The 19,222-nt window shown below is 75.8% G+C and carries 18 protein-coding genes and 2 pseudogenes; 9 read left to right on the top strand and 11 right to left on the bottom strand.

Going from position 1 to position 19,222, the window contains the following annotated elements; translation table 11 throughout:
- Positions 1 to 61 precede the first annotated feature (61 nt).
- On the bottom strand, positions 62 to 754 hold the full coding sequence (locus GD970_RS08300; protein WP_152202425.1) for a helix-turn-helix transcriptional regulator: 693 nt from the start codon (positions 752 to 754) through the stop codon (positions 62 to 64).
- Between the two features lie 113 nt (positions 755 to 867).
- Between GD970_RS08300 and folE the strand changes: the two genes are divergently transcribed.
- From folE to GD970_RS08280, 4 genes are all read left to right on the top strand, one after another.
- Positions 868 to 1,488 (top strand): GTP cyclohydrolase I FolE, encoded by a 621-nt coding sequence (folE, locus tag GD970_RS08295; RefSeq protein ID WP_152202424.1) that lies wholly within the window; start codon positions 868 to 870, stop codon positions 1,486 to 1,488.
- 46 nt (positions 1,489 to 1,534) lie between these two features.
- Complete coding sequence (locus GD970_RS08290) at positions 1,535 to 2,782, top strand: NAD(P)/FAD-dependent oxidoreductase (RefSeq protein ID WP_152202423.1); 1,248 nt, start codon at positions 1,535 to 1,537, stop codon at positions 2,780 to 2,782.
- Between the two features lie 137 nt (positions 2,783 to 2,919).
- A complete protein-coding gene (gene folP, locus GD970_RS08285; RefSeq protein ID WP_152202495.1) occupies positions 2,920 to 3,726 on the top strand; it encodes a dihydropteroate synthase in 807 nt (268 codons plus the stop codon).
- An 11-nt stretch (positions 3,727 to 3,737) separates the two neighbouring features.
- A complete protein-coding gene (locus GD970_RS08280; RefSeq protein ID WP_152202422.1) occupies positions 3,738 to 4,445 on the top strand; it encodes a pyrimidine reductase family protein in 708 nt (235 codons plus the stop codon).
- Here the strand turns inward: GD970_RS08280 and GD970_RS08275 are convergent.
- The 3 genes from GD970_RS08275 to GD970_RS08265 are packed head-to-tail and all read right to left on the bottom strand — an operon-like array spanning position 4,427 to position 5,851.
- Positions 4,427 to 5,143: an HAD family hydrolase gene (locus tag GD970_RS08275; RefSeq protein WP_170297295.1), complete on the bottom strand. Its 717-nt coding sequence runs from the start codon at positions 5,141 to 5,143 to the stop codon at positions 4,427 to 4,429. The two genes, GD970_RS08280 and GD970_RS08275, sit on opposite strands and share 19 nt — an antisense overlap.
- 7 nt (positions 5,144 to 5,150) lie before the next feature.
- On the bottom strand, positions 5,151 to 5,609 hold the full coding sequence (locus GD970_RS08270) for a PTS sugar transporter subunit IIA (RefSeq protein WP_152202420.1): 459 nt from the start codon (positions 5,607 to 5,609) through the stop codon (positions 5,151 to 5,153).
- Positions 5,606 to 5,851 (bottom strand): glucose PTS transporter subunit EIIB, encoded by a 246-nt coding sequence (locus tag GD970_RS08265; protein ID WP_226909287.1) that lies wholly within the window; start codon positions 5,849 to 5,851, stop codon positions 5,606 to 5,608. Before GD970_RS08265 ends, GD970_RS08270 begins: the two co-directional genes overlap by 4 nt.
- Positions 5,852 to 6,181: 330 nt before the next feature.
- Here GD970_RS08265 and GD970_RS08260 point away from each other — a divergent pair.
- Positions 6,182 to 7,507, top strand: a pseudogene (locus tag GD970_RS08260) (PTS transporter subunit EIIC); the annotation flags it as partial.
- Between the two features lie 350 nt (positions 7,508 to 7,857).
- Here GD970_RS08260 and malQ read toward each other — a convergent pair.
- Both malQ and GD970_RS08250 read right to left on the bottom strand, forming a co-directional pair.
- The gene (malQ, locus tag GD970_RS08255; protein ID WP_152202418.1) at positions 7,858 to 10,014 is read right to left on the bottom strand and encodes a 4-alpha-glucanotransferase; all 2,157 of its coding nucleotides are present in this window, start codon (positions 10,012 to 10,014) and stop codon (positions 7,858 to 7,860) included.
- A 195-nt stretch (positions 10,015 to 10,209) separates the two neighbouring features.
- Positions 10,210 to 10,440 (bottom strand): glucose PTS transporter subunit EIIB, encoded by a 231-nt coding sequence (locus GD970_RS08250; RefSeq protein WP_152202417.1) that lies wholly within the window; start codon positions 10,438 to 10,440, stop codon positions 10,210 to 10,212.
- Between the two features lie 201 nt (positions 10,441 to 10,641).
- Between GD970_RS08250 and ptsP the strand changes: the two genes are divergently transcribed.
- The 4 genes from ptsP (at position 10,642) to GD970_RS08230 (ending at position 14,960) form a co-directional block, all read left to right on the top strand.
- The gene (ptsP, locus tag GD970_RS08245) at positions 10,642 to 12,378 is read left to right on the top strand and encodes a phosphoenolpyruvate--protein phosphotransferase (protein WP_152202416.1); all 1,737 of its coding nucleotides are present in this window, start codon (positions 10,642 to 10,644) and stop codon (positions 12,376 to 12,378) included.
- Positions 12,379 to 12,397: 19 nt separating this feature from the next.
- Positions 12,398 to 12,814, top strand: coding sequence for a globin (locus GD970_RS08240; protein WP_152202415.1), 417 nt, complete (start codon positions 12,398 to 12,400; stop codon positions 12,812 to 12,814).
- 99 nt (positions 12,815 to 12,913) lie between these two features.
- On the top strand, positions 12,914 to 13,870 hold the full coding sequence (locus tag GD970_RS08235) for an acyl-CoA thioesterase (RefSeq protein ID WP_405002570.1): 957 nt from the start codon (positions 12,914 to 12,916) through the stop codon (positions 13,868 to 13,870).
- 55 nt (positions 13,871 to 13,925) lie between these two features.
- Positions 13,926 to 14,960: a DNA topoisomerase IB gene (locus GD970_RS08230; protein ID WP_193314907.1), complete on the top strand. Its 1,035-nt coding sequence runs from the start codon at positions 13,926 to 13,928 to the stop codon at positions 14,958 to 14,960.
- An 81-nt stretch (positions 14,961 to 15,041) separates the two neighbouring features.
- On the opposite strand, the gene GD970_RS08225 is transcribed toward GD970_RS08230, so the two are convergent.
- The 5 genes and pseudogenes from GD970_RS08225 to GD970_RS21565 all read right to left on the bottom strand — a co-directional run.
- On the bottom strand, positions 15,042 to 15,641 hold the full coding sequence (locus GD970_RS08225; protein WP_211489882.1) for a maleylpyruvate isomerase N-terminal domain-containing protein: 600 nt from the start codon (positions 15,639 to 15,641) through the stop codon (positions 15,042 to 15,044).
- Positions 15,642 to 15,705: 64 nt separating this feature from the next.
- Positions 15,706 to 16,164 carry an acyl-CoA thioesterase gene (locus GD970_RS08220; protein ID WP_152202414.1) on the bottom strand — a complete coding sequence of 153 codons (459 nt, stop codon included), beginning with the start codon at positions 16,162 to 16,164 and terminating at the stop codon, positions 15,706 to 15,708.
- Between the two features lie 106 nt (positions 16,165 to 16,270).
- Positions 16,271 to 17,953 (bottom strand): energy-dependent translational throttle protein EttA, encoded by a 1,683-nt coding sequence (gene ettA / locus GD970_RS08215; RefSeq protein WP_152202413.1) that lies wholly within the window; start codon positions 17,951 to 17,953, stop codon positions 16,271 to 16,273.
- A 223-nt stretch (positions 17,954 to 18,176) separates the two neighbouring features.
- Positions 18,177 to 18,683, bottom strand: coding sequence for a single-stranded DNA-binding protein (locus GD970_RS08210; protein ID WP_152202412.1), 507 nt, complete (start codon positions 18,681 to 18,683; stop codon positions 18,177 to 18,179).
- A gap of 110 nt (positions 18,684 to 18,793) precedes the next feature.
- Positions 18,794 to 19,222: pseudogene (locus GD970_RS21565) on the bottom strand (hypothetical protein); the annotation flags it as partial.

The following is a 19,222-nucleotide window of genomic DNA, read 5'->3' as shown; positions in this document are numbered from 1 at the left end:
GAGCCCCGTCCCGGCCCCGGGGCGGGGCTCCGTGCGTCAGCCCGCCGGCAGCACCCGCGCGTCAGCCCGCCGGCAGCACGCGCACGCAGCACCCGCCGGCGCCGGGATCGGTGCGCACCGTGCACGCCGCCCCGGCCCCCTCGGCCACCCCCTCCACCAGCTCGCGGTTGAGCTCGCAGACCAGCGCGGTGTGGCGCCGGGCCAGCCGGTGGAAGGGGCAGTTGCCCATGACGGTCCCGCCGCCGGCGTCGGCCCGGGGCTCGTACCCGGCCGCCGCGAGCGCGTCGTCGAGCGAGCCGGCACCGGCGGCGTCCGCGCGGCCGGTCTCCTTCGCCACCCGGCGCAGCGCCGCGCGCACCGGCGCGGCCGCCTCCCCCGCCTCCTCCACCGCGAGCGCCAGCAGCTCCCCCGCCAGCTCGTAGCGCCGGTCCGGCACCGAGACGCTCACCTCGCCCGGGGCGCGGCGGTAGAGCTTGGCGGGGCGCCCGGAGCCCGGGCCGGTGCGCTCGCCGAGCCGCCGGAACTCCACGGCCAGGAGCCCCTCGCGGGCCAGGCGGTCGAGGTGGAACGCGGCGGTGCTGCGGCTGAGCCCGAGCGCCGCGGCGGCTGCGTCGCGGCTCGTGGGCTCCGTCCCGCTCGACACGAGCTCGTACAGCGCCCGGCGCGTGGGGTCCTCGAGGGCGGCGAGCGCGGCCAGGTCGGCGGCCCGCTCCCCCGGCTCCTGCGCTGGTCCGTGCGGCTCGTCGTCGACCATGCGTCCCAGCCTACCACTCTAAAAACAAGAACACTTGACGAAAGAAGACCGGCGGTCCTACGGTCGTGTGCACAGGTGCGGCGACGCCGCCCAAGCACCCCCAGGGGGCGGAGATGACCATCACCGCGACACCCACGGCCCCGGCTCCGGCCCCGACGCAACTCGCCCCAGCCGCGGCCCGGATCGACCGCCTCGGCGCCAGCCGCGCCGTCGCCGATCTGCTGACCGCGCTGGGCCGTGACGCCGCCGGCCCCCACCTGGCCGACACCCCGCGCCGGGTCGCCGACGCCCTGGCCGAGTTGCTCACCCCGCGCGAGCTGACGCTGACCACCTTTCCCAACGACGAGGGCTACGACGAGCTCGTCCTCGTGCGCGACATCCCCTTCCACTCCCTGTGCGAGCACCACCTGCTGCCCTTCCACGGCGTGGGGCACATCGCCTACCTGCCCGGCGAGCGGATCGTCGGGCTGTCCAAGCTCGCCCGGGTCCTCGAGCACTTCGCGCGCGACCTGCAGGTCCAGGAGCGATTGACCCAGCAGGTCGCCGACCTGCTCCAGGCCGAGCTCGCCCCGCGCGGCGTCGCCGTCGTGCTCGAGGCCGAGCACCTGTGCATGGCGCTGCGCGGCGTGCGCGTCAGCGGCGCGCGCACCGTCACCAGCGCGCTGCACGGCCTGCTGCGCGAGGACGTTCGCACCCGCGAGGAGTTCTTCGCCCTCGCCGGGGTGCGGCCCTGACCACCCCTCACCGGTTCACCCCAACCCGCACACCAGGAGGCACGAGATGGACGGGCGCATCGTCATCGTCGGCGGCGGGCTCGCGGCGGCCAAGGCCGCGCAGCGGCTGCGCAAGGAGGGCTTCACCGGCGAGGTGGTCCTCGTCGGGGAGGAGGGCGAGCGGCCCTACATCCGCCCCCCGCTGTCGAAGGACTACCTGCTCGGCAAGGAGGATCGCGAGCAGGGCTTCGTCCACCCGCCGGGCTGGTACGCCGACCACGACGTCGAGCTGCGCCTGGGCCGGCGGGTCGTGGAGCTGGACGTCGCCGGTCACGAGGTCACCCTCGACGACGGCGCCCGGCTGCCCTACGCCGCCGTCCTGCTCGCCACCGGCTCGGCGCCGCGCCGCCTGACCGGCGCGGGCTCGGGCGCGGGCCTGGACGGGGTGCACTACCTGCGCACCCGGCCGGACTCCGACGCGCTGCGCGCGGCCCTGGCCGCGGGCGGGCGCCGGGTGGTGATCGTCGGCGCGGGCTGGATCGGGCTGGAGGTGGCCGCCGCCGCGCGGGCCTACGGCAACGCCGTCACCGTGCTGGGGCGCGAGGACGTCCCCCTCGAGGGCCCGCTCGGGCCCGAGCTCGGCGCCCTGTTCGCCGACCTGCACCGCGAGCACGGCGTGGACCTGCGGATGTCCACCACCACCCGCGGCATCCTCGGCGACGGCGCGACGGTCACCGGGGTGGAGCTGGGCGACGGCGCGGTGGTGCCCGCCGACGTCGTGGTCGTGGGCATCGGCGCGGCACCGCGCACCGAGCTCGCCGAGTCGGCCGGCCTGGCGGTGGACCGCGGCATCGTCGTCGACGCCGGCCTGCGCGCCTCGGCGCCCGACGTCTGGGCCGCCGGGGACGTCGCCAGCGCGTTCCACCCGCTGCTCGGCCACCACCTGCGGGTGGAGCACTGGGCCAACGCCCTGCGCATGGGGCCCGCCGCCGCGCGGTCGATGCTGGGCCTGGCTGTCTCCTACGACCAGGTGCCCTACTTCTACACCGACCAGTACGACCTGGGCATGGAGTACACCGGCTTCTCCGACCTGGCCGTCGGGGCCCGGGTGGTCTACCGCGGCGACCGGGCCGCGCGGCGGTTCGTCGCGTTCTGGGTCCGGGGCGAGACGGTGGTGGCCGGGATGAACGTCAACGTCTGGGACGTCAGCGACCAGATCGCCGCGCTCGTCCGGGCGCAGGCGCCGGTCGACGACGCCCGCCTCGCCGACGAGGCGGTGCCACTCGGCGACCTCGTCCCCGCCGCGGCGGGCTGAGGGCCGTGGCCACCGTCGCGCCGCCGGCCGGCGCGGCGTCCGCCGCCGCACTGCCGGCGGCCGCCGGCACCTGGCCGGCGGACCCCGTCCGGCGCATCGGCGCCCGCACCTTCGACTTCTCCCGGCAGGTCGCGGTCATGGCGATCGTCAACCGCACCCCGGACTCCTTCCACGACCGCGGCGCCACCTTCGCCCTGGACCGGGCGGTGGACCGGGCGCTGGCCGCCGCCGCCGCGGGCGCGGACTGGGTCGACGTCGGCGGGGTGCCCTTCTCCGCCGACGCCGCGCGGGTGGACGAGGCGGCCGAGCTGGACCGGGTGCTGCCCGTCGTCGAGGCGGTGCGGGCGCGCAGCGACGTCGTCCTCTCCGTCGACACCGCCCGGGCGGAGGTGGCCCGCCGCTGCCTGGCGGCGGGGGCCGACGTCGTCAACGACACCTCGGGCCTGCGCGACCCGGCCATGGCCGAGGCGGTGGCCGCCGCGGGCGCCACGGTGGTCATCGCCCACAGCCTCGCCGGGCCCCAGGGGGTGCTGCGGCGCCCGCGCTACCGCGACGTCGTCGCCGAGGTCGCCGCGTTCTTGCGCCGCCGGGTCGCCGAGGCGGTCCGTCGCGGCGTGGCGCCGTCGCGGATCGTCGTCGACCCGGGTCACGACCTGAACAAGACCACCGCCCACTCCCTGGAGCTCACCCGGCGGCTGGGCGAGATCACGGCCCTCGGGCCGCCCACGCTCGTGGCCGTCTCGCACAAGGACTTCGTGGGCGAGACGCTCGGCCGCGCGCCGGGCGGCCGGCTGCCCGGGTCGCTGGCCGCCGCGGTGTGGTGCATCGCCCAGGGGGCCCGGATCGTGCGGGCGCACGACGTCGCCGCCACGGTCGACGCCGTCCGGATGACCGAGGCGCTCCTGGGCCTGCGGTCGCCCACGCTGGCCCGGCACAACACCTGAGGAGTCCGAGCATGCTCGACACCGACGAGCTGGTGCTGCGCTACGCCGTGCCCGAGCGGGAGACGCCCCATCTGCGGGTGAACTTCATCTCCAGCCTGGACGGCGCCGCCACGCACGACGGCCTGACCGCCGGGCTGAACAACGCCGACGACAAGCAGGTCTTCGACACCCTGCGGATGCTCAGCGACGCCGTCCTGGTCGGTGCGGGCACCCTGCGCCAGGAGGGCTACGGCGCCATGGTCCTGGACGCGCCGGCGGTCGCCTGGCGCACCGCCCGCCGGCTGCCGGCCCACCCCACGCTCGCCGTCGTCTCGGGCCGGCTCGACCTCGACCCGCGATCGCCGCTGTTCGCCGAGGCCCCGGTCCGCCCGCTCGTCCTCACGCACGCGGGCGCCCCGCGGGACCGGCGCCGCGCCCTGGCCGCCGTCGCGGACGTCGTGGTGTGCGGCGACGACGCCGTCGACCCCCACCGCGCGGCGCGCGAGCTGACCCGTCGGGGCCTGACCCAGGTGCTGTGCGAGGGCGGACCGCACCTGCTCGGCACGCTCGTCGCGGCGGACCTGGTCGACGAGCTGTGCCTGACCCTCAGCCCGGTGCTCGAGGGCGGGCACGCCGGGCGGATCACGGCCGGCGGCGCCCAGGTCACCCGGCCGATGCGGCTGGCGCACGTGCTCACCGCCGGGGACCTGCTCCTGCTGCGCTATCTCCGCGCCCGCTGAGGTCGCGCCCGCGCTACCTCCTTGCCCGCCCGCGGCACGAGGGCGGTGAGATCGGCGACGGCGTGGTGGGCGCCCGCGGCCTCCAGCTCGGCCGCCGGGTGCGAGGTGGTGACGCCCAGGACGAGCCCGACCCCGGCGCCCAGGGCCGAGGCGAGCCCGGCCGGGGTGTCCTCGGCGGCCACGCAGGCCGCCGGCTCCGCCCCGACGAGCGCCGCCCCGTGGCGGTAGGGGGCGGGGTCCGGCTTGCCCGCGGCCGTGTCCTCCGCCGTCGCCAGGGCCACCCCGAGGTCGGCCACGCCGAGCCGGTCGAGCACGGTGGCCGCCCACGCGCGGGCGGCCGAGGTGACGACGGCGACCGGCACGCCGGCCGCCCGCCAGCCCGCGATCGCGGCGGCGGCCCCGGGCACCGGTGCCGGCGGGTCCGCGGCGAGGTCGAGGCAGGCGATCACCGCGGCGGTCAGCTCGTGCGGGTCCTCCCCCGCCCAGGGACCGTCGAGCTCGGCGAACGCCTCCGCGCCGCGCCGCCCGGCGAACGCCCGGACCGCCGCCTCGTCCACCCGCCAGCCCCGGCGGGCGAAGTAGCGCCGGTAGGCGGCCCGGTGGGTGGGCTCGGAGTCGACGAGGGTGCCGTCGAGGTCGAGCAGGAGCGCGGCGCCGGGCGCCGCGAGCGCCGCCCCGACGGCGGCCGCGGGGGCCACGGACCCGTCAGCCCCAGGCGAAGAGCTCGTCACCGGCGCTGACGCGCTGCCCGGCGCCGACGGCGATCTGCAGCTGGTCGGCCTTGCCCTCCAGCGCGATGACCGGGGTGACCGGCGAGCGGCCGCCGGCGCGCACGGCCTCCGGCGACCACGTGACCAGGCGCTGCCCCTGGGTGACGACGTCCTTCTCGGCCGCGTGCAGGGTGAAGCCCTCCCCGCCCAGCTGCACGGTGTCCAGCCCGAGGTGCACGAGCACCCCGTTGCCGTCCTCGGCGACGATGACGAAGGCGTGCGGGTGGAACTTCATGATCGTCCCGGCCACCGGGGCGACGACCTCGGACGTGGCGTCGCCGTCGGGGTCGACGGCGATGCCCGGGCCGACGATGGCGCCGGAGAAGACCGGGTCGGGCACGTCCTCGAGGGCGACGACGGTCCCGGAGACGGGCGCGACGACGCGCACCGTCACCGCAGGTCCTCGATGTCCTCGGCGATGGTGTCCGCCTGGGGGCCGACGACGACCTGCACGGCGGAGCCCTGCTGGACGACGCCGAAGGCGCCCGCGGCCTTGAGGCCCGCCTCGTCGACCTTGGCCGGGTCCTCGACCTCCACACGCAGGCGGGTGATGCACGCCTCCAGGTCGAGGACGTTCGCGTCCCCACCCAACGCCGCGAGAATCTGCTCCGCCTGGCTCATCGCTTCCTCCTCCACGGCCGCGGCCGTGCCTCTCGGCGGGTGTGCCCCGCCGCTCGCCTCGGGGCGCGCTCGCCCCCGGGTCCTTCTGGCCCAGGTTACGTGATGACACTCTCCCTGCGACGCGGAGTCAAGGCGCCGCGCGCGGCATCGGCGCAGGTGTGGGCGCCGCCGCCAACGGACGGCGGCGGCGCGGTTCCTTGACACTCCTGGGGCGTCGCGATTCGCTGTGCGCCATCGGCACACGTCGGGGCGCGGTGCCCCTGGCCCGCCGACGCAACGGGGCGTCTGCCGGCGCACTGCCCGTGCGCCGTCGTCCAGGCGCTCCTCAACACCATGGGAGCACGGATGACGACAACCACCGCAGGTGCCGCGACCCGGCAGAAGCGGCAGGTCCCCGGCTTCGCGCAGGCCCAGCGGGTGGGCCGCTCGCTCATGCTGCCGATCGCCACCCTCCCGGCCGCCGGGCTGATGCTGCGCTTCGGCCAGCCGGACATGCTGGGCGCGCAGGGGGTGTCCAGCTGGAGCGGGTTCGGCTGGATGCAGCCCGTGGCCGACGTGCTGGCGGCCGCCGGCAGCGCGATCATCGGCAACCTGCCGATCATCTTCGCCGTCGGCGTCGCGATCGGGTTCGCCCGCAAGTCCGACGGCTCGACGGCGCTCGCCGCCCTCATCGGCTACCTCACCTTCGGCGCCGTGCTCGAGGCCCTGGCCCCCTACTTCGGCGCCGGCGCCGAGGGCGAGGAGACCATCAACTACGGCGTGCTCGGCGGCATCACCATCGGCATCATCGCGGCGCTGCTGTGGCAGCGGTTCTACCGCACCAAGCTGCCGCCCTACCTCGCCTTCTTCGGCGGACGCCGGCTCGTGCCGATCATCACCGCGCTGGTCGCCGTCGTCGTCGCCGTCCTCTTCGCGCTGGTGTACCCGGCGTTCAACTACGTCATCGGCGGCTTCGGCCAGTGGGTCACCCACCCGGGCAACGCGGTCGTGGGCGGCTTCGTCTTCGGCACCGTCAACCGGCTGCTCATCCCCTTCGGGCTGCACCACCTGCTCAACAGCCTGCCGTGGTTCCAGTTCGGGCAGTTCACCAACCCCGAGACCGGCGCGGTGGTCCAGGGCGACATCGCCCGCTTCCTGGCGCAGGACCCCACCGCCGGCACCTTCATGACCGGCTTCTTCCCGATCATGATGTTCGCGCTGCCCGCCGCGGCCCTGGCCATCTGGCGCAACGCCCGCCCGGAGCGGCGCAAGGTCACCGGCGGCATCATGGTCTCGGTCGCGCTGACCGCGTTCCTCACCGGCATCACCGAGCCGCTGGAGTACGCCTTCGCCTACGTGGCGTTCCCGCTCTACGCCGTGCACGCGGTGCTCACCGGCACCTCGCTGGCCCTGGTCAACGCCCTGGGGATCCACGACGGCTTCACCTTCTCCGCGGGCGCCATCGACTACCTGCTCAACTTCGGCATCGCCACCAAGCCGCTGTGGATCATCGTCATCGGCCTCGGCTACGCGGTGATCTACTACCTCATCTTCAGCTTCGCGATCCGCCGGTGGAACCTGCGCACCCCGGGCCGCGAGGACGACGGCGCGGAGGGCAGCGGCGCGCCGTCGGTCTTCGACGAGGCCCAGGAGGCGGCCGCCGTGTCCACCGGCAAGCGCGCCGCCGAGCAGCCTGACGACCCCGACCGCGTGCCCACGATCCGGCCCTCCGCCTACGACGACCCCGCCCGCGCCGTCGGCAAGGCCTACGAGGAGCGCCGGCGCGAGCGGGCCGACCGGGCCATCGCCGAGGACGCCGGCACCGCGGCGCCGGAGAAGGCTCGCGACGACGACGGCCGCGGGACCTCCCTGGCCTGACCGCACCGCTGCGTGCGGGCGCCCCACACCGTGGTGGGGCGCCCGCACGGCGAGAGCTCCACGACACGGCGAGCGCCACAGCCGGAACTGTGGCGCTCGCCGTGTCGTGCCGCTGTCGGCGCAGGCCGGGTGCCCAGGGCCCGTGCACCTCGGGCCCCGCCGCCTCAGCGCTGGAGGCGGTCGTCGCTCCCGAGCGCCGCGCGCACGGCGGCGACCAGCGAGAGCAGCCGCGCGTTGCCGGGCAGGTCCTCGACGAGGACGACCTGCTCGGCGCCGTCGGCCAGGGGGATCTTCCAGTTGGGGTACTCGGTGTCGGTGCCGGGCTGGTTCTGCGCGCGCCGCTCCCCCACGGCGTCGGTGAGGGAGACCCCGACGAGCAGCGACGGGGTGCGCACGACGTAGGCGTGCAGGGCCTCGACGAGCTCGCGCTCGGTGGGGTCGGCGCCCACCAGGCCGTGCTCGCGCAGCCGGGCGACCATCCGCTCGCGCTCGGTGCGGGCGGCCAGGCGCACCTTGGCGACGGGCTCGGTGAGCAGGCCGAGCCGCTCGCGCAGGTCGACGTGCTCCTCGGCGAGGTAGCCGGCGACCGGGGGCAGGTCGTGGGTGTCCACGGTGGCCAGCACGAGGCGCCGGTAGGCCTCGGGCTGCAGCGGCTGGCCGCGGTCGTCCTTCTCGAACCACAGCACCGAGGTGCCCAGCACGCCCCGCTCACCGAGGTAGTCGCGCACCCACGGCTCGACCGTGCCGAGGTCCTCGCCGATGATCACGGCGCCGGCGCGGGCCGCCTCGAGGAGCATGACGCCGACCATCGCCTCGTGGTCGTAGCGCACGTAGGTGCCGTCCTCGGCGCCCATGCCCGCGGGGATCCACCAGAGCCGGAACAGCCCGAGGATGTGGTCCACCCGCACCGCGCCCGCGTGGCGCAGCACGGTGCGCACCATGTCGCGCAGCGGCGCGTAGGCGGTGCGGGCCAGCGCGTCGGGCCGCCAGGGCGGCTGGTGCCAGTTCTGGCCCTGCTGGTTGTACATGTCCGGCGGGGCCCCCACGCCGATGCCCTGGGCGAAGACCTCCCGCAGCGACCACGAGTCGGCGCCGTCGGGGTGCACCCCCACGGCGAGGTCGTGCATGACGCCCAGGCCCATGCCGGACCGCTTGGCCACCTGCTGGGCGCGGGCCAGCTGCTCGTCGGCCACCCACTGCAGCCAGACGTAGAAGTCCACCCGGTCGGCGAGCTCGCGACGGGCGCGGGCCACGAACGGCGAGCGGGCGTCGGTCAGCTCCGCCGGCCATTCCTCGCCGTCGTACTTCTCCCGCAGCGCGCTCCACAGGGCGAAGTCCTCCAGGCCCTGGCCCTCCTCCGCCCGGAAGCGCGCGAGGGAGTGCTGGCGCGAGCGGCTGCGCCCGGCGGCGTAGACCACCTCCAGGGCGCGGCGCTTGGCCTCCCACGAGGCGTCGCGGTCGATGGGGTCGTTGGTGGCGTTGGCCGGCCGGATCTCCTCCGCGGCCCACTCCACCAGCGCGCGCTGCGGGCCGGGCAGGTAGGCGACCTCCGGGATGTCCTCGGGGCGGATGTACAGCGGGTTGACGAATCGGCGCGAGACCGGCAGGTACGGCGAGGGCGTCATGTGCCCGGTCGGCTCGGCGGCGTGCAGCGGGTTGATGAGCAGGAAGTCCGCGCCCAGCTCGCCGAAGAAGCCGGTGAGCTCGGCGAGGTCGCCCAGGTCGCCCACCCCCCACGAGCGCGCCGAGCGCACGGAGTAGAGCTGGGCCATCAGGCCCCAGCCCCGCCCGGTGGCCAGGCGCGGCTCCTCGAGCCGGTCGGGGGTGACGGCGAGCGGCGCGCGGACCGCGCCCACGCCCTCGATCTCGGCGACCAGCTCGTGCCAGCCCAGCGGGAGGTCGGCCGGCAGCACGAACAGCGCCCGGCCGGTGCGCACGCCGTCGACCTCGCGCGGCTCGGCGGCGTGGTCCGTCTGGGTCAGCGGCCAGGTGCCGCCGTCCTCGAGCGCGACGGCGAGGCTCACCGCCGCGCCGTCGGGCACGTGCACGGGCACCTCGTGCTCGCGGCCGGCGCGCACGACCAGCGACGGCGGCAGCGGCGAACGCCAGGGGGCGAGCTCGGCCTCCGTGAGAGAGGCGGTCACCTGCGCGTCGGTCGCGGCCGGGACGCCGAGGGCGGCGAGCACGGCCCGGATGGTGGCGGCGGTGACGAGGCGGTGGTTCCCGGTGAAGTCCCAGAACTCGGTGGACACGCCGTGGGCCTCCGCCAGCCGGCGCAGGTCCTCGCTGGGGGCGTCCGGTGACGCCGGGGTCTCTGTCATCTCGCTCCTGCTTCGTCGGTCGCGACGGCCCCCCGTGGGCAACGTCCACCGACCGTCCCGATCCTGCCAGGTGACGGCGGCGCCGCGCGGCGGGGGCGCGCCGCGGCGACCGAGCGGGAACGCCTGGGCCGGCCCAGCCGCCGACGCGGCCGGGCCGGCCCGGGGCTGCCCGGGTCGCCCGGGCTCAGCGCGATCTCAGAGCAGCGTCTCGATCTGCTCGGCGAGCCCGTCGGCCTCGGGGCCGACGACGATCTGCACCACGCGCCCCGAGCGCACCACGCCGAACGCCCCGGTGGACTTCAGCTGGCTCTCGCCCACGGCGGCGGGGTCGCGCACCTCCACCCGCAGGCGGGTGATGCACGGCTCGACGTCCACCACGTTCGGGGCGCCGCCCAGTGCCGCCAGGATGTCCTCGGCCTTGCTCATCGTGACTCCTCCATGTCCCCGGCATCGCGGTGCGGGGGCGCCTTGGCGCCCCCGCACCTCCTGGCCCTCAGCGTACCCGTGACCAAGTTCTCACCCCAGCAGGGCGAGAGGTGGGTCACCTCCGGGACTCCCGCCCCGCACCGCCCACGGCCCGGGCGGGGCATGATGACCCGAGAGCCGTCGTCGTCCACTGGAGCGCACATGAGCAAGGAGCAGCCCGATCTCGCCTCCCGGGGCGCCAGCACGAGCGAGGCCACGGCCGGGGCCGCCGAGCCGTTGCGGGGCGTGGGCGTGAGCCCGGGGCTCGCCGTCGGGCCCGTCGCCCGCCTCGCCCCGCCGGCCGGCGAGCCGGCGGCGGCGACGCTCGCGCCGGACGTCGACGCCGAGGCCGAGGCCGGGCGGGTCGCCGCCGCCGCACAGGAGGTCGCCGCGGCCCTGTCCGCCTCGGCGCAGGCGGTCGAGGGCGAGCGCCGGGAGCTGCTCGAGACGACGGCGGCCATGGCCACCGACCCCACGCTGGTGAAGTCCGCGCAGAAGAAGGTCCGGGAGGGGCGCACGGTCCCGGACCGGGCGGTGTGGGAGGCGGCCGGGGAGGTCGCCGAGCAGCTGCGCGGCCTGGGCGGGTACATGGCCGAGCGGGCCCGGGACGTGCTGGACGTGCGCGACCGGATCATCGCCGAGCTCACCGGCTCCCCCATGCCGGGGGTGCCCCAGCGCGAGGAGCCGTTCGTGCTCGTCGCGCGCGACCTGGCGCCGGCGGACACCGCCCTGCTCGACCCCGCCCACGTGCGCGCCATCGTCACCGCCGAGGGCGGACCCACCTCGCACACGGCGATCCTCGCCCGCGCCCTGGGCATCCCCGCGGTGGTCGGCGCGCCGGGGGCCCCGGACCTGGCCGAGGACCGCGTCGTGCTCGTCGACGGCGGGGCCGGCACCGTCACCCTCGATCCCGACGAGGCCGCCGTGCAGCGTGCCGAGCGGCACCCCACCGCCGCCCGCACCTTCACCGGGCCCGGCCGGACGGCCGACGGGCACCCCGTGCAACTGCTGGCCAACGTGGGCGACCCGGCCGGCGCCCAGGCGGCCGCCGCGGCCGGCGCGGAGGGCGTGGGCCTGTTCCGCACCGAGTTCTGCTTCCTCGACCGCGCCGAGGAGCCCGGCGTCGAGGAGCAGGTGGCGGCCTACCGGCAGGTCCTCGCCGCCTTCCCGGGCCGCAAGGTGGTGGTGCGCACCCTCGACGCCGGGGCCGACAAGCCCCTGCCGTTCGTCACCGCCGCCGAGGAGGCCAACCCCGCGCTCGGCGTGCGCGGGCTGCGCACCGCCCGGCGCGCCCCCGAGGTGCTCGAGCACCAGCTCGAGGCCATCGCCGCCGCGGCGCAGGCGGAGCAGGCCGAGGTGTGGGTCATGGCGCCGATGGTCGCCACCGTCGCCGAGGCGGAGGATTTCGTGGCCGCCTGCGCGCGCCACGGCCTCGAGACGGCCGGGGTGATGGTGGAGGTGCCCAGCGCCGCCCTGCTGGCCGGGCCGATCCTCGCCCGGGCGCACTTCGCCTCCATCGGCACCAACGACCTCACCCAGTACGCCATGGCGGCCGACCGGCTGCTCGGCTCCCTCGCCGACCTGTCCGACACCTGGCAGCCGGCGGTGCTGCGCCTGGTGGAGGCCACCTGCCGCGGCGGGGACCAGCAGGACCGCCCGGTGGGCGTGTGCGGGGAGGCGGCCGCCGACCCGGCCCTCGCCGTCGTGCTGGCGGGGCTGGGCGTGAGCAGCCTGTCGATGACCCCGCGGGCGCTGGGCGACGTCGCGGCCGTGCTCGCGGCCACCGACCTGGCCCGCTGCCAGGAGCTGGCCCGGGCCGCCGTCGACGCCGAGTCCGCCCAGGACGCCCGGGCCGTGGTCCGCGCGGGCCTGCCCGTCCTCGAGGAGCTCGGCCTGTAGCGGGTGCGATGATGGCCCGGTGAGCACCCAACCCACCGAGGAGCAGTCCGCCTTCGCGGCGCTGGGCGGGCACGAGACGTTCGCCCGCCTCGTCGCGCGTTTCTACGAGGGCGTCCGCACCGACGAGGTGCTGGCGCCGATGTACCCCCAGGACGACTGGGAGGGGTCCGAGGAACGGCTGCGCCTCTTCCTCGAGCAGTACTGGGGCGGGCCGACCACCTACTCCGACACCCGCGGGCACCCCCGGCTGCGCATGCGCCACGTCCGCTTCGCCGTCACCCCCGACGCCCGGGACCGCTGGCTGACGCACATGCGCGTCGCCCTCGACGAGCTGAACCTGGCGCCGGAGGCCGAGCACGTGCTGTGGGACTATCTCGTGCGCGCCGCCCACGCGATGGTCAACACCCCCGAGCCCGGTCGCACGCCGCTCATCTGACGCCCGCCGTCCCCTCTGCCCAAGGAGCCGCGAGTGCCCACCTCGCCCCAGCCGCTGACCCTGACCCCCGCCGTGCCGGCCGCCACCGACGTCATCGTGGTGCCCGACGCCGGCGCCGAGCCGCTCGACTCCGTGCTGCGCACCCTCCGGCTGGAGCGGCTGGGCGAGGACGAGTACCGGGGCGTCTCGCTGCCGCAGATGAACCAGCGGATCTACGGCGGGCAGGTGCTCGCGCAGTCCATCGTCGCCGCCGCCGACACCCTCGCCGACGACGGCGACGGCCCGCGCGCGCTGCACTCGGTGCACGGGTACTTCCTGCGCCCGGGCAAGCTCGACCTGCCCATCACCTTCGCCGTCGAGCGGCTGCACGACGGCCGCTCGTTCAGCACCCGCCGCACCCACGCCCTGCAGCAGGGCCGGCCGATCCTGTCCCTCATCAGCTCCTACCAGGAGGACCAGCCGGGCCGCGACCACGCCGACGCCGCCCCCGAGGCGCCGGACCCCGAGAGCCTGACCTCCGCGATCGACCTGTTCAACGCGGTGGACCACCCGGTCGCGAAGTTCATGTCCTCCATCGCCGCCTTCGACATCCGCCACGTGGGCGATCCGGTCTACCTCCAGCCCCCGGGCGAGCGCGCGGACACCCAGATGCTGTGGATGCGGGCCCGCACGCCGCTGCCCGCCGAGCTCACCGACCTGCAGCACCGGGCGCTGCTCGCCTACGCCTGCGACCAGGTCATGCTCGAGCCGGTGCTGCGCCGGCACGGGCTGAGCTGGCGCACCCGCGGCATGAGCGTGGCCAGCCTGGACCACTCGATGTGGTGGCACCGGCCGCTGCGGGTGGACGAGTGGCTGCTCTTCGTCCAGCACTCCCCCAGCGCGCAGGGTGGCCGCGGGCTCGGCACCGCCGAGGTGTTCGACCGGGCCGGGGCGCACGTGGCCACCATCGCCCAGGAGGGCATGGTCCGGGTGCCGGAGGACGCCGAGCCGGCCGCGGCGGCCGCGGCGGCCGACGTCCGGCCGGACGAGGAGTGGAAGCGGCCCTCGCTGCGCTGAGGCCCACATTGCCGACGGCGTGCGTCCGTCGGGTGGGCGTGCCCAGACTGGCCCCATGAGGACGGTGGTCGGGGTGCGGCTGCGGCGGTCGCACCCGGACAGGCCCGGGTACGGGCGCCGCCGGTCGGGCAAGGGCTTCACCTACCTCGACCGTGACGGCAACCGGCTGACGGACCCCGAGGCGGTCGCCCGGTGCCGCTCCCTGGTGATCCCGCCCGCCTGGCGCGACGTGTGGATCTGCCCCTACCCCAACGGCCACATCCAGGCGGTGGGCACCGACGACGCCGGCCGGCGCCAGTACCTGTACCACCCGGCCTGGCGCGCCACCCGCGACGTCGCCAAGCACGAGCGCGTCCTGGACCTGGCGGAGCGACTGCCCGCCGCCCGGCGGCTGGTCACGATGGACCTGCGCAAGCCGGGCATGCCCCGGGAGCGGGCCCTGGCGGTGGCCTTCCGGCTGCTCGACATCGGCTTCTTCCGGGTGGGCGGGGAGAGCTACGCCGACGAGAACGGCAGCTACGGGCTGGCCACGCTGCTCATGCAGCACGTGCACATCGGCCGCGACGGCCGCCTGACGTTCGCCTACCGGGCGAAGTCGGGCCAGGCGCGGCGCCTGGAGCTGCGCGACGACGAGCTGATCGAGCCGCTGACGACCATGCGGCGGCGGCGGGGCGGCGGCGAGGAGCTCCTGGCCTACAAGGACGACCGGGGCTGGCACGACATCACGAGCGCCGACATCAACGAGTACATCAAGCGCCGACTGGGCCCGGACGCGTCCGCGAAGGACTTCCGCACGTGGCACGGCACGGTGCTCGCCGCCCTCGAGCTCGCCAAGCGCACCCCGGAGGCCACCACGCCCACCGCCCGCAAGCGCGCCGAGCGGGCGGCCGTGAAGTCGGTGGCGGCGTACCTGGGCAACACCCCGGCGGTGGCGCGCGCGTCCTACGTCAACCCGCGCGTGATCAAGCTCGCCGAGGAGGGGGAGACCATCGACCCCGAGCTGGCGCGGAAGGTGGACCCGGTGGACGAGGAAGGCCCACCGGACACCCGCGGCGCCGTCGAGAAGGCCGTGCTCGGCCTGCTGGACTGAGCGGTCAGCCCAGCGCCAGCGACCGCGCGCCCGCGGCGTCCAGCGCCGCCCGCTCGGCCGGCTCCAGCTCGGCCCGGCCGGTCACCTTGCGCAGGAAGCGGACGGCGTCCCAGCCCAGCGCCGCCGGACGGCGGGGTCGTCGAGCCAGAGCGGGCGCAGGTGGGCGGCGGCGTCGTCGGTGAGCCACGGCTCGACGGCAAGCGCGTCCGCCAGGTCGAGGCCGTGGACGGCGACCTCCAGGACGCGGGTGGTGAGGAAGTCGGCCACCAGCATGGCATCGCCGTGCCGGGTGCGCACCACCCGGTCGGCGGGCTCGCGCAGGCAGCGCGCCACGACCGCCGCGACGTGGGCGTCGAAGGCGGCGAGCTGGTGCGCCGGGGAGGGGTGCTCGCGGGCCCGGTCACGGCCCAGGGCCACGCGGCGCGCGTTGGTCGCGGGGGCGAAGCGGCCGTCCGGGCGGTAGTACCCGGCCGCGGTGACGGCGGGCGACGGCGGCGCGGCGTCGTCCAGCATCGGCGGGAGCCAGCCCAGCACCACGTGGACGTGGCCGAGGAGGCCGCGCACGTCCCAGGGGGCGCAGCGCGTAGGCCGGGACCACGCCCCGTCCGGCACCTGGCGCAGGGCCGCCACCAGGGCCGCCGCCTCCGCGCGCAGCACGGCGGCGGTGCTCTCGAGGGTCATCGGCCCAAGTTACGGGGGCGGCCGGGCCGGAACGCTCGACCGGACGGGCCTGCGGACCGGCCGGTCAGCCCCGGCGGCGCCGGAAGGGCACCGGCTCGTCGAGGAACGGCTGGCAGGCCTCCCGCTCGTCGGCGGTGAGGCGGCGCGGGCGGCCGGTGGCCTCGTCGACGAGGACCATCGTGCTCAGGGCGCGCACCGCGGGCCCGTCGGCGCCGGCGATCTCGTAGCAGATGTCCAGGCTGGCGCCGCCGAGGTGGGAGATCCACAGCTGCACCGGCAGCGGCCCGGGGGTGTACGGCAGCGGCTCGAGGTACTCGATCTCCTGCCGGGCGATGTAGGTGTGCGTCCCCGAGCCCGGGCCGGTGGTGAACACCCGGTGTGCCGTGCCGTGGCTGGCCGGACCGTCCCAGAAGGCCGCGATGCGGGTCTCCTCGAGGATGGTGAAGATCTTGGCGTTGTTGACATGCTGGTAGGCGTCGATGTCGCTCCAGCGCAGGTGCACCGGGATCGTCAGCCGGGTCATGGCGGTCCTTCCTCTCGTCCCCGGGATAGCCGGCGGGACCGGCACGAGCACGCGGACGCCCGGCGGGCGGCACCCCCGAGGGGACGCCGCCCGCCGGGCGTGGGCATCAGTCGCGCGTGAGCTTGCGGTAGGTCACCGCGTGCGGCCGGGCCGCGTCGGCGCCGAGGCGCTGGACCTTGTTGGCCTCGTAGGACTCGAAGTTGCCCTCGAACCAGTACCACTTCGCCGGGTTCTCCTCGTCGCCCTCCCAGGCGAGGATGTGCGTCGCGACGCGGTCGAGGAACCACCGGTCGTGGCTGACGACGACGGCGCAGCCGGGGAACTCCAGCAGGGCGTTCTCCAGCGAGCCGAGGGTCTCGACGTCCAGGTCGTTCGTCGGCTCGTCCAGCAGCAGCACGTTGCCGCCCTGCTTGAGGGTGAGCGCGAGGTTGAGCCGGTTGCGCTCGCCGCCGGAGAGCACGCCGGCCGGCTTCTGCTGGTCCGGGCCCTTGAAGCCGAAGGCCGAGACGTACGCGCGCGAGGGCATCTCGACGTTGCCGACCTGGATGAAGTCCAGCCCGTCGGAGACGACCTCCCACAGCGTCTTGGTCGGGTCGATGCCCGCCCGGCTCTGGTCGACGTAGGACAGCTTGACCGTCTCGCCGACCCGGAGGTCGCCGCCGTCGAGCGGCTCGAGCCCCACGATGGTCTTGAACAGGGTCGTCTTGCCGACGCCGTTCGGGCCGATGACACCGACGATGCCGTTCGGGGGCAGCGAGAACGACAGCCCGTCGATGAGCACGCGGTCGTCGAAGCCCTTGCGCAGGTCGTTGGCCTCGATGACCACGGAGCCCAGGCGGGGGCCCGGCGGGATCTGGATCTCCTCGAAGTCGAGCTTCCTGGTGCGCTCGGCCTCGGCGGCCATCTCCTCGTAGCGGGCCAGACGGGCCTTGGACTTGGCCTGGCGGCCCTTGGCGTTGGAGCGCACCCACTCCAGCTCCTCCTTGAGGCGCTTGGCGAGCTTGGCGTCCTTCTTGCCCTGGACCTGCAGGCGCTCCTGCTTCTTCTCCAGGTAGGTCGAGTAGTTGCCCTCGTAGGGGTACAGGCGCCCGCGGTCGACCTCGGCGATCCACTCGGCCACGTGGTCGAGGAAGTACCGGTCGTGGGTGACGGCGATGACGGCGCCGGGGTACTTGGCGAGGTGCTGCTCGAGCCACAGCACCGACTCGGCGTCGAGGTGGTTCGTCGGCTCGTCGAGCAGCAGGAGGTCGGGCTGCTCGAGGAGGAGCTTGCACAGCGCCACGCGGCGGCGCTCACCACCGGAGAGGAGAGTGACGTCGGCGTCCGGCGGCGGGCAGCGCAGCGCGTCCATGGCCTGGGCGAGCTGGGCGTCGAGGTCCCACGCGTTGGCCGCGTCGATCTCGGTCTGCAGCTTGCCCATCTCGTCCATGAGGGAGTCGAAGTCGGCGTCGGGCTCGGCCATGAGGTTGCCGATCTCGTTGAACCGCTCGACCTTGGCGAGGATGTCCGCCACGCCCTCCTGGACGTTGCCCAGGACGGTCTTCTCCTCGTTCAGCGGCGGCTCCTGCTGGAGGATGCCCACGGTGTAGCCGGGCGAGAGCCGGGCCTCGCCGTTGGAGGGCGTGTCCAGACCCGCCATGATCTTGAGGATGGTCGACTTCCCGGCACCGTTGGGGCCGACCATGCCGATCTTGGCGCCGGGCAGGAATGCCATGGTGACGTCATCGAGGATGACCTTGTCTCCGTGCGCCTTGCGCGCGCGGACCATGGAGTAGATGTACTCAGCCACTGCTCTCCGCATCACTTCACGTGGGGCCGGCCTGCCTGAAGGCAGACCTTGTCGCATCCCAGGGTAGGACACGCGGCCGCTGCTGCCCCCTCCGCGTAGGCAACGCCACAGCGCCGATTCGCGTCCGGGGTCCGCGGGCGCGTCCGCGCGCCGTGGCGCCGTGGCGCCGGTCCCGCGCGGTGAGGTCGGGACCGGCGCCTCCGCGGCATCCGGGGCTCAGCCGTCAGGACCCGGCGCCGAGCGCGGCGAGCTCCTCCGCGGCCACCTCCTCGAGGGCGTCCTCTTCACCCGGCTCCGGGGGCGCCTCGGTGGTCTCCCACCGGGTGCCGTCCGGACCGGTCAGCGCGGCCGGGCGGGCGGCCTCCTCGCGCACCGTCCGGACGTACCGCGCGGTCCCGCCGACGAGGTCCACCGCGACGGCGTCGGCGTTGATGACGTGGTCCCACCGCTCGCCGGACTCCCCGGTCCAGGTGTCGACGTAGACCTTGCCCCGGACGATGACCGGGGTGCCCTTGTGCACGGACTCGGCCACGTTCTCGGCCAGCTGCCGCCAGACCTTGACCGTGAACCACCCGGTCCGGTCGTCGCGGTACTCCCCCGTCGCCCGGTCGGGGATGCGCGGGGTCGCCCCGAGCCGGAAGGTCACCCAGCTGGCGCCGTTGGCCGCCACGCGCCGGGTGGGCTCGCTGCCCGCCCGGCCCTGCACCGTGATCTCGATCCTGTCGGTCATGCTCGCTCCTCGCTCCCGGCGGGTCCGGCGCCCGCCCGGGCACCACGCTGCCGGGCGCGGCCCGCCCGGCGCCGCGGGCCGCGCACGGCCTGTGGACGAGGTGGCAGGAGCTACCGGCCCAGCGCCTCGCGCAGGCGCCGGTGGCGCGCGAGCACCTCCGCCGCCGGGTCGGCGAGCAGCCGCTCGACGAGCCCCGTGGTGCGGGCGCCGACCTGCGCCGTGTACGCGGCGGCCGCGGTCGCCCCCTCCTCACGCGCGGCCGAGGCGGCCCCGCCGAGCAGCGCCGCGGCGGCGAGGAGGCCGGCGAGCCCGGGGACCACCGCACCGGCCGCGCCGACCCCCTGGAGCAGGGCCAGGACCACGTACACCACCGCCGCGGCGGCCAGGACCGCCGCGCCGATGCGCATCCGCGTCGCCCGGCGCCCGCCGGCCGGCGGGACCACCTCGGCCACCGCCGCCCCGAGGGCGGCGCGCAGCTCGGCGGCGGGCGCCACGGCATCGTCGACGGCGTCGGCCCACCGCGGCGGGAGGCCCGCGGC

The organism is Georgenia thermotolerans (genome assembly GCF_009193185.1).
In the GTDB taxonomy this organism is placed as follows: domain Bacteria; phylum Actinomycetota; class Actinomycetes; order Actinomycetales; family Actinomycetaceae; genus Georgenia; species Georgenia thermotolerans.
Note: the sequence above shows the minus strand (reverse complement) of the source record. Positions and strands in the feature narration are given on the sequence as shown.

Coding starts and splice junctions, on each gene's coding strand:
- GD970_RS08300 (WP_152202425.1), bottom strand. CDS start 754: ATGGTCGACGACGAGCCGCACGGACCAGCGCAGGAGCCGGGGGAGCGG.
- folE (WP_152202424.1), top strand. CDS start 868: ATGACCATCACCGCGACACCCACGGCCCCGGCTCCGGCCCCGACGCAA.
- GD970_RS08290 (WP_152202423.1), top strand. CDS start 1,535: ATGGACGGGCGCATCGTCATCGTCGGCGGCGGGCTCGCGGCGGCCAAG.
- folP (WP_152202495.1), top strand. CDS start 2,920: ATGGCGATCGTCAACCGCACCCCGGACTCCTTCCACGACCGCGGCGCC.
- GD970_RS08280 (WP_152202422.1), top strand. CDS start 3,738: ATGCTCGACACCGACGAGCTGGTGCTGCGCTACGCCGTGCCCGAGCGG.
- malQ (WP_152202418.1), bottom strand. CDS start 10,014: ATGACAGAGACCCCGGCGTCACCGGACGCCCCCAGCGAGGACCTGCGC.
- GD970_RS08250 (WP_152202417.1), bottom strand. CDS start 10,440: ATGAGCAAGGCCGAGGACATCCTGGCGGCACTGGGCGGCGCCCCGAAC.
- ptsP (WP_152202416.1), top strand. CDS start 10,642: ATGAGCAAGGAGCAGCCCGATCTCGCCTCCCGGGGCGCCAGCACGAGC.
- GD970_RS08230 (WP_193314907.1), top strand. CDS start 13,926: ATGAGGACGGTGGTCGGGGTGCGGCTGCGGCGGTCGCACCCGGACAGG.
- GD970_RS08225 (WP_211489882.1), bottom strand. CDS start 15,641: ATGACCCTCGAGAGCACCGCCGCCGTGCTGCGCGCGGAGGCGGCGGCC.
- GD970_RS08220 (WP_152202414.1), bottom strand. CDS start 16,164: ATGACCCGGCTGACGATCCCGGTGCACCTGCGCTGGAGCGACATCGAC.
- GD970_RS08210 (WP_152202412.1), bottom strand. CDS start 18,683: ATGACCGACAGGATCGAGATCACGGTGCAGGGCCGGGCGGGCAGCGAG.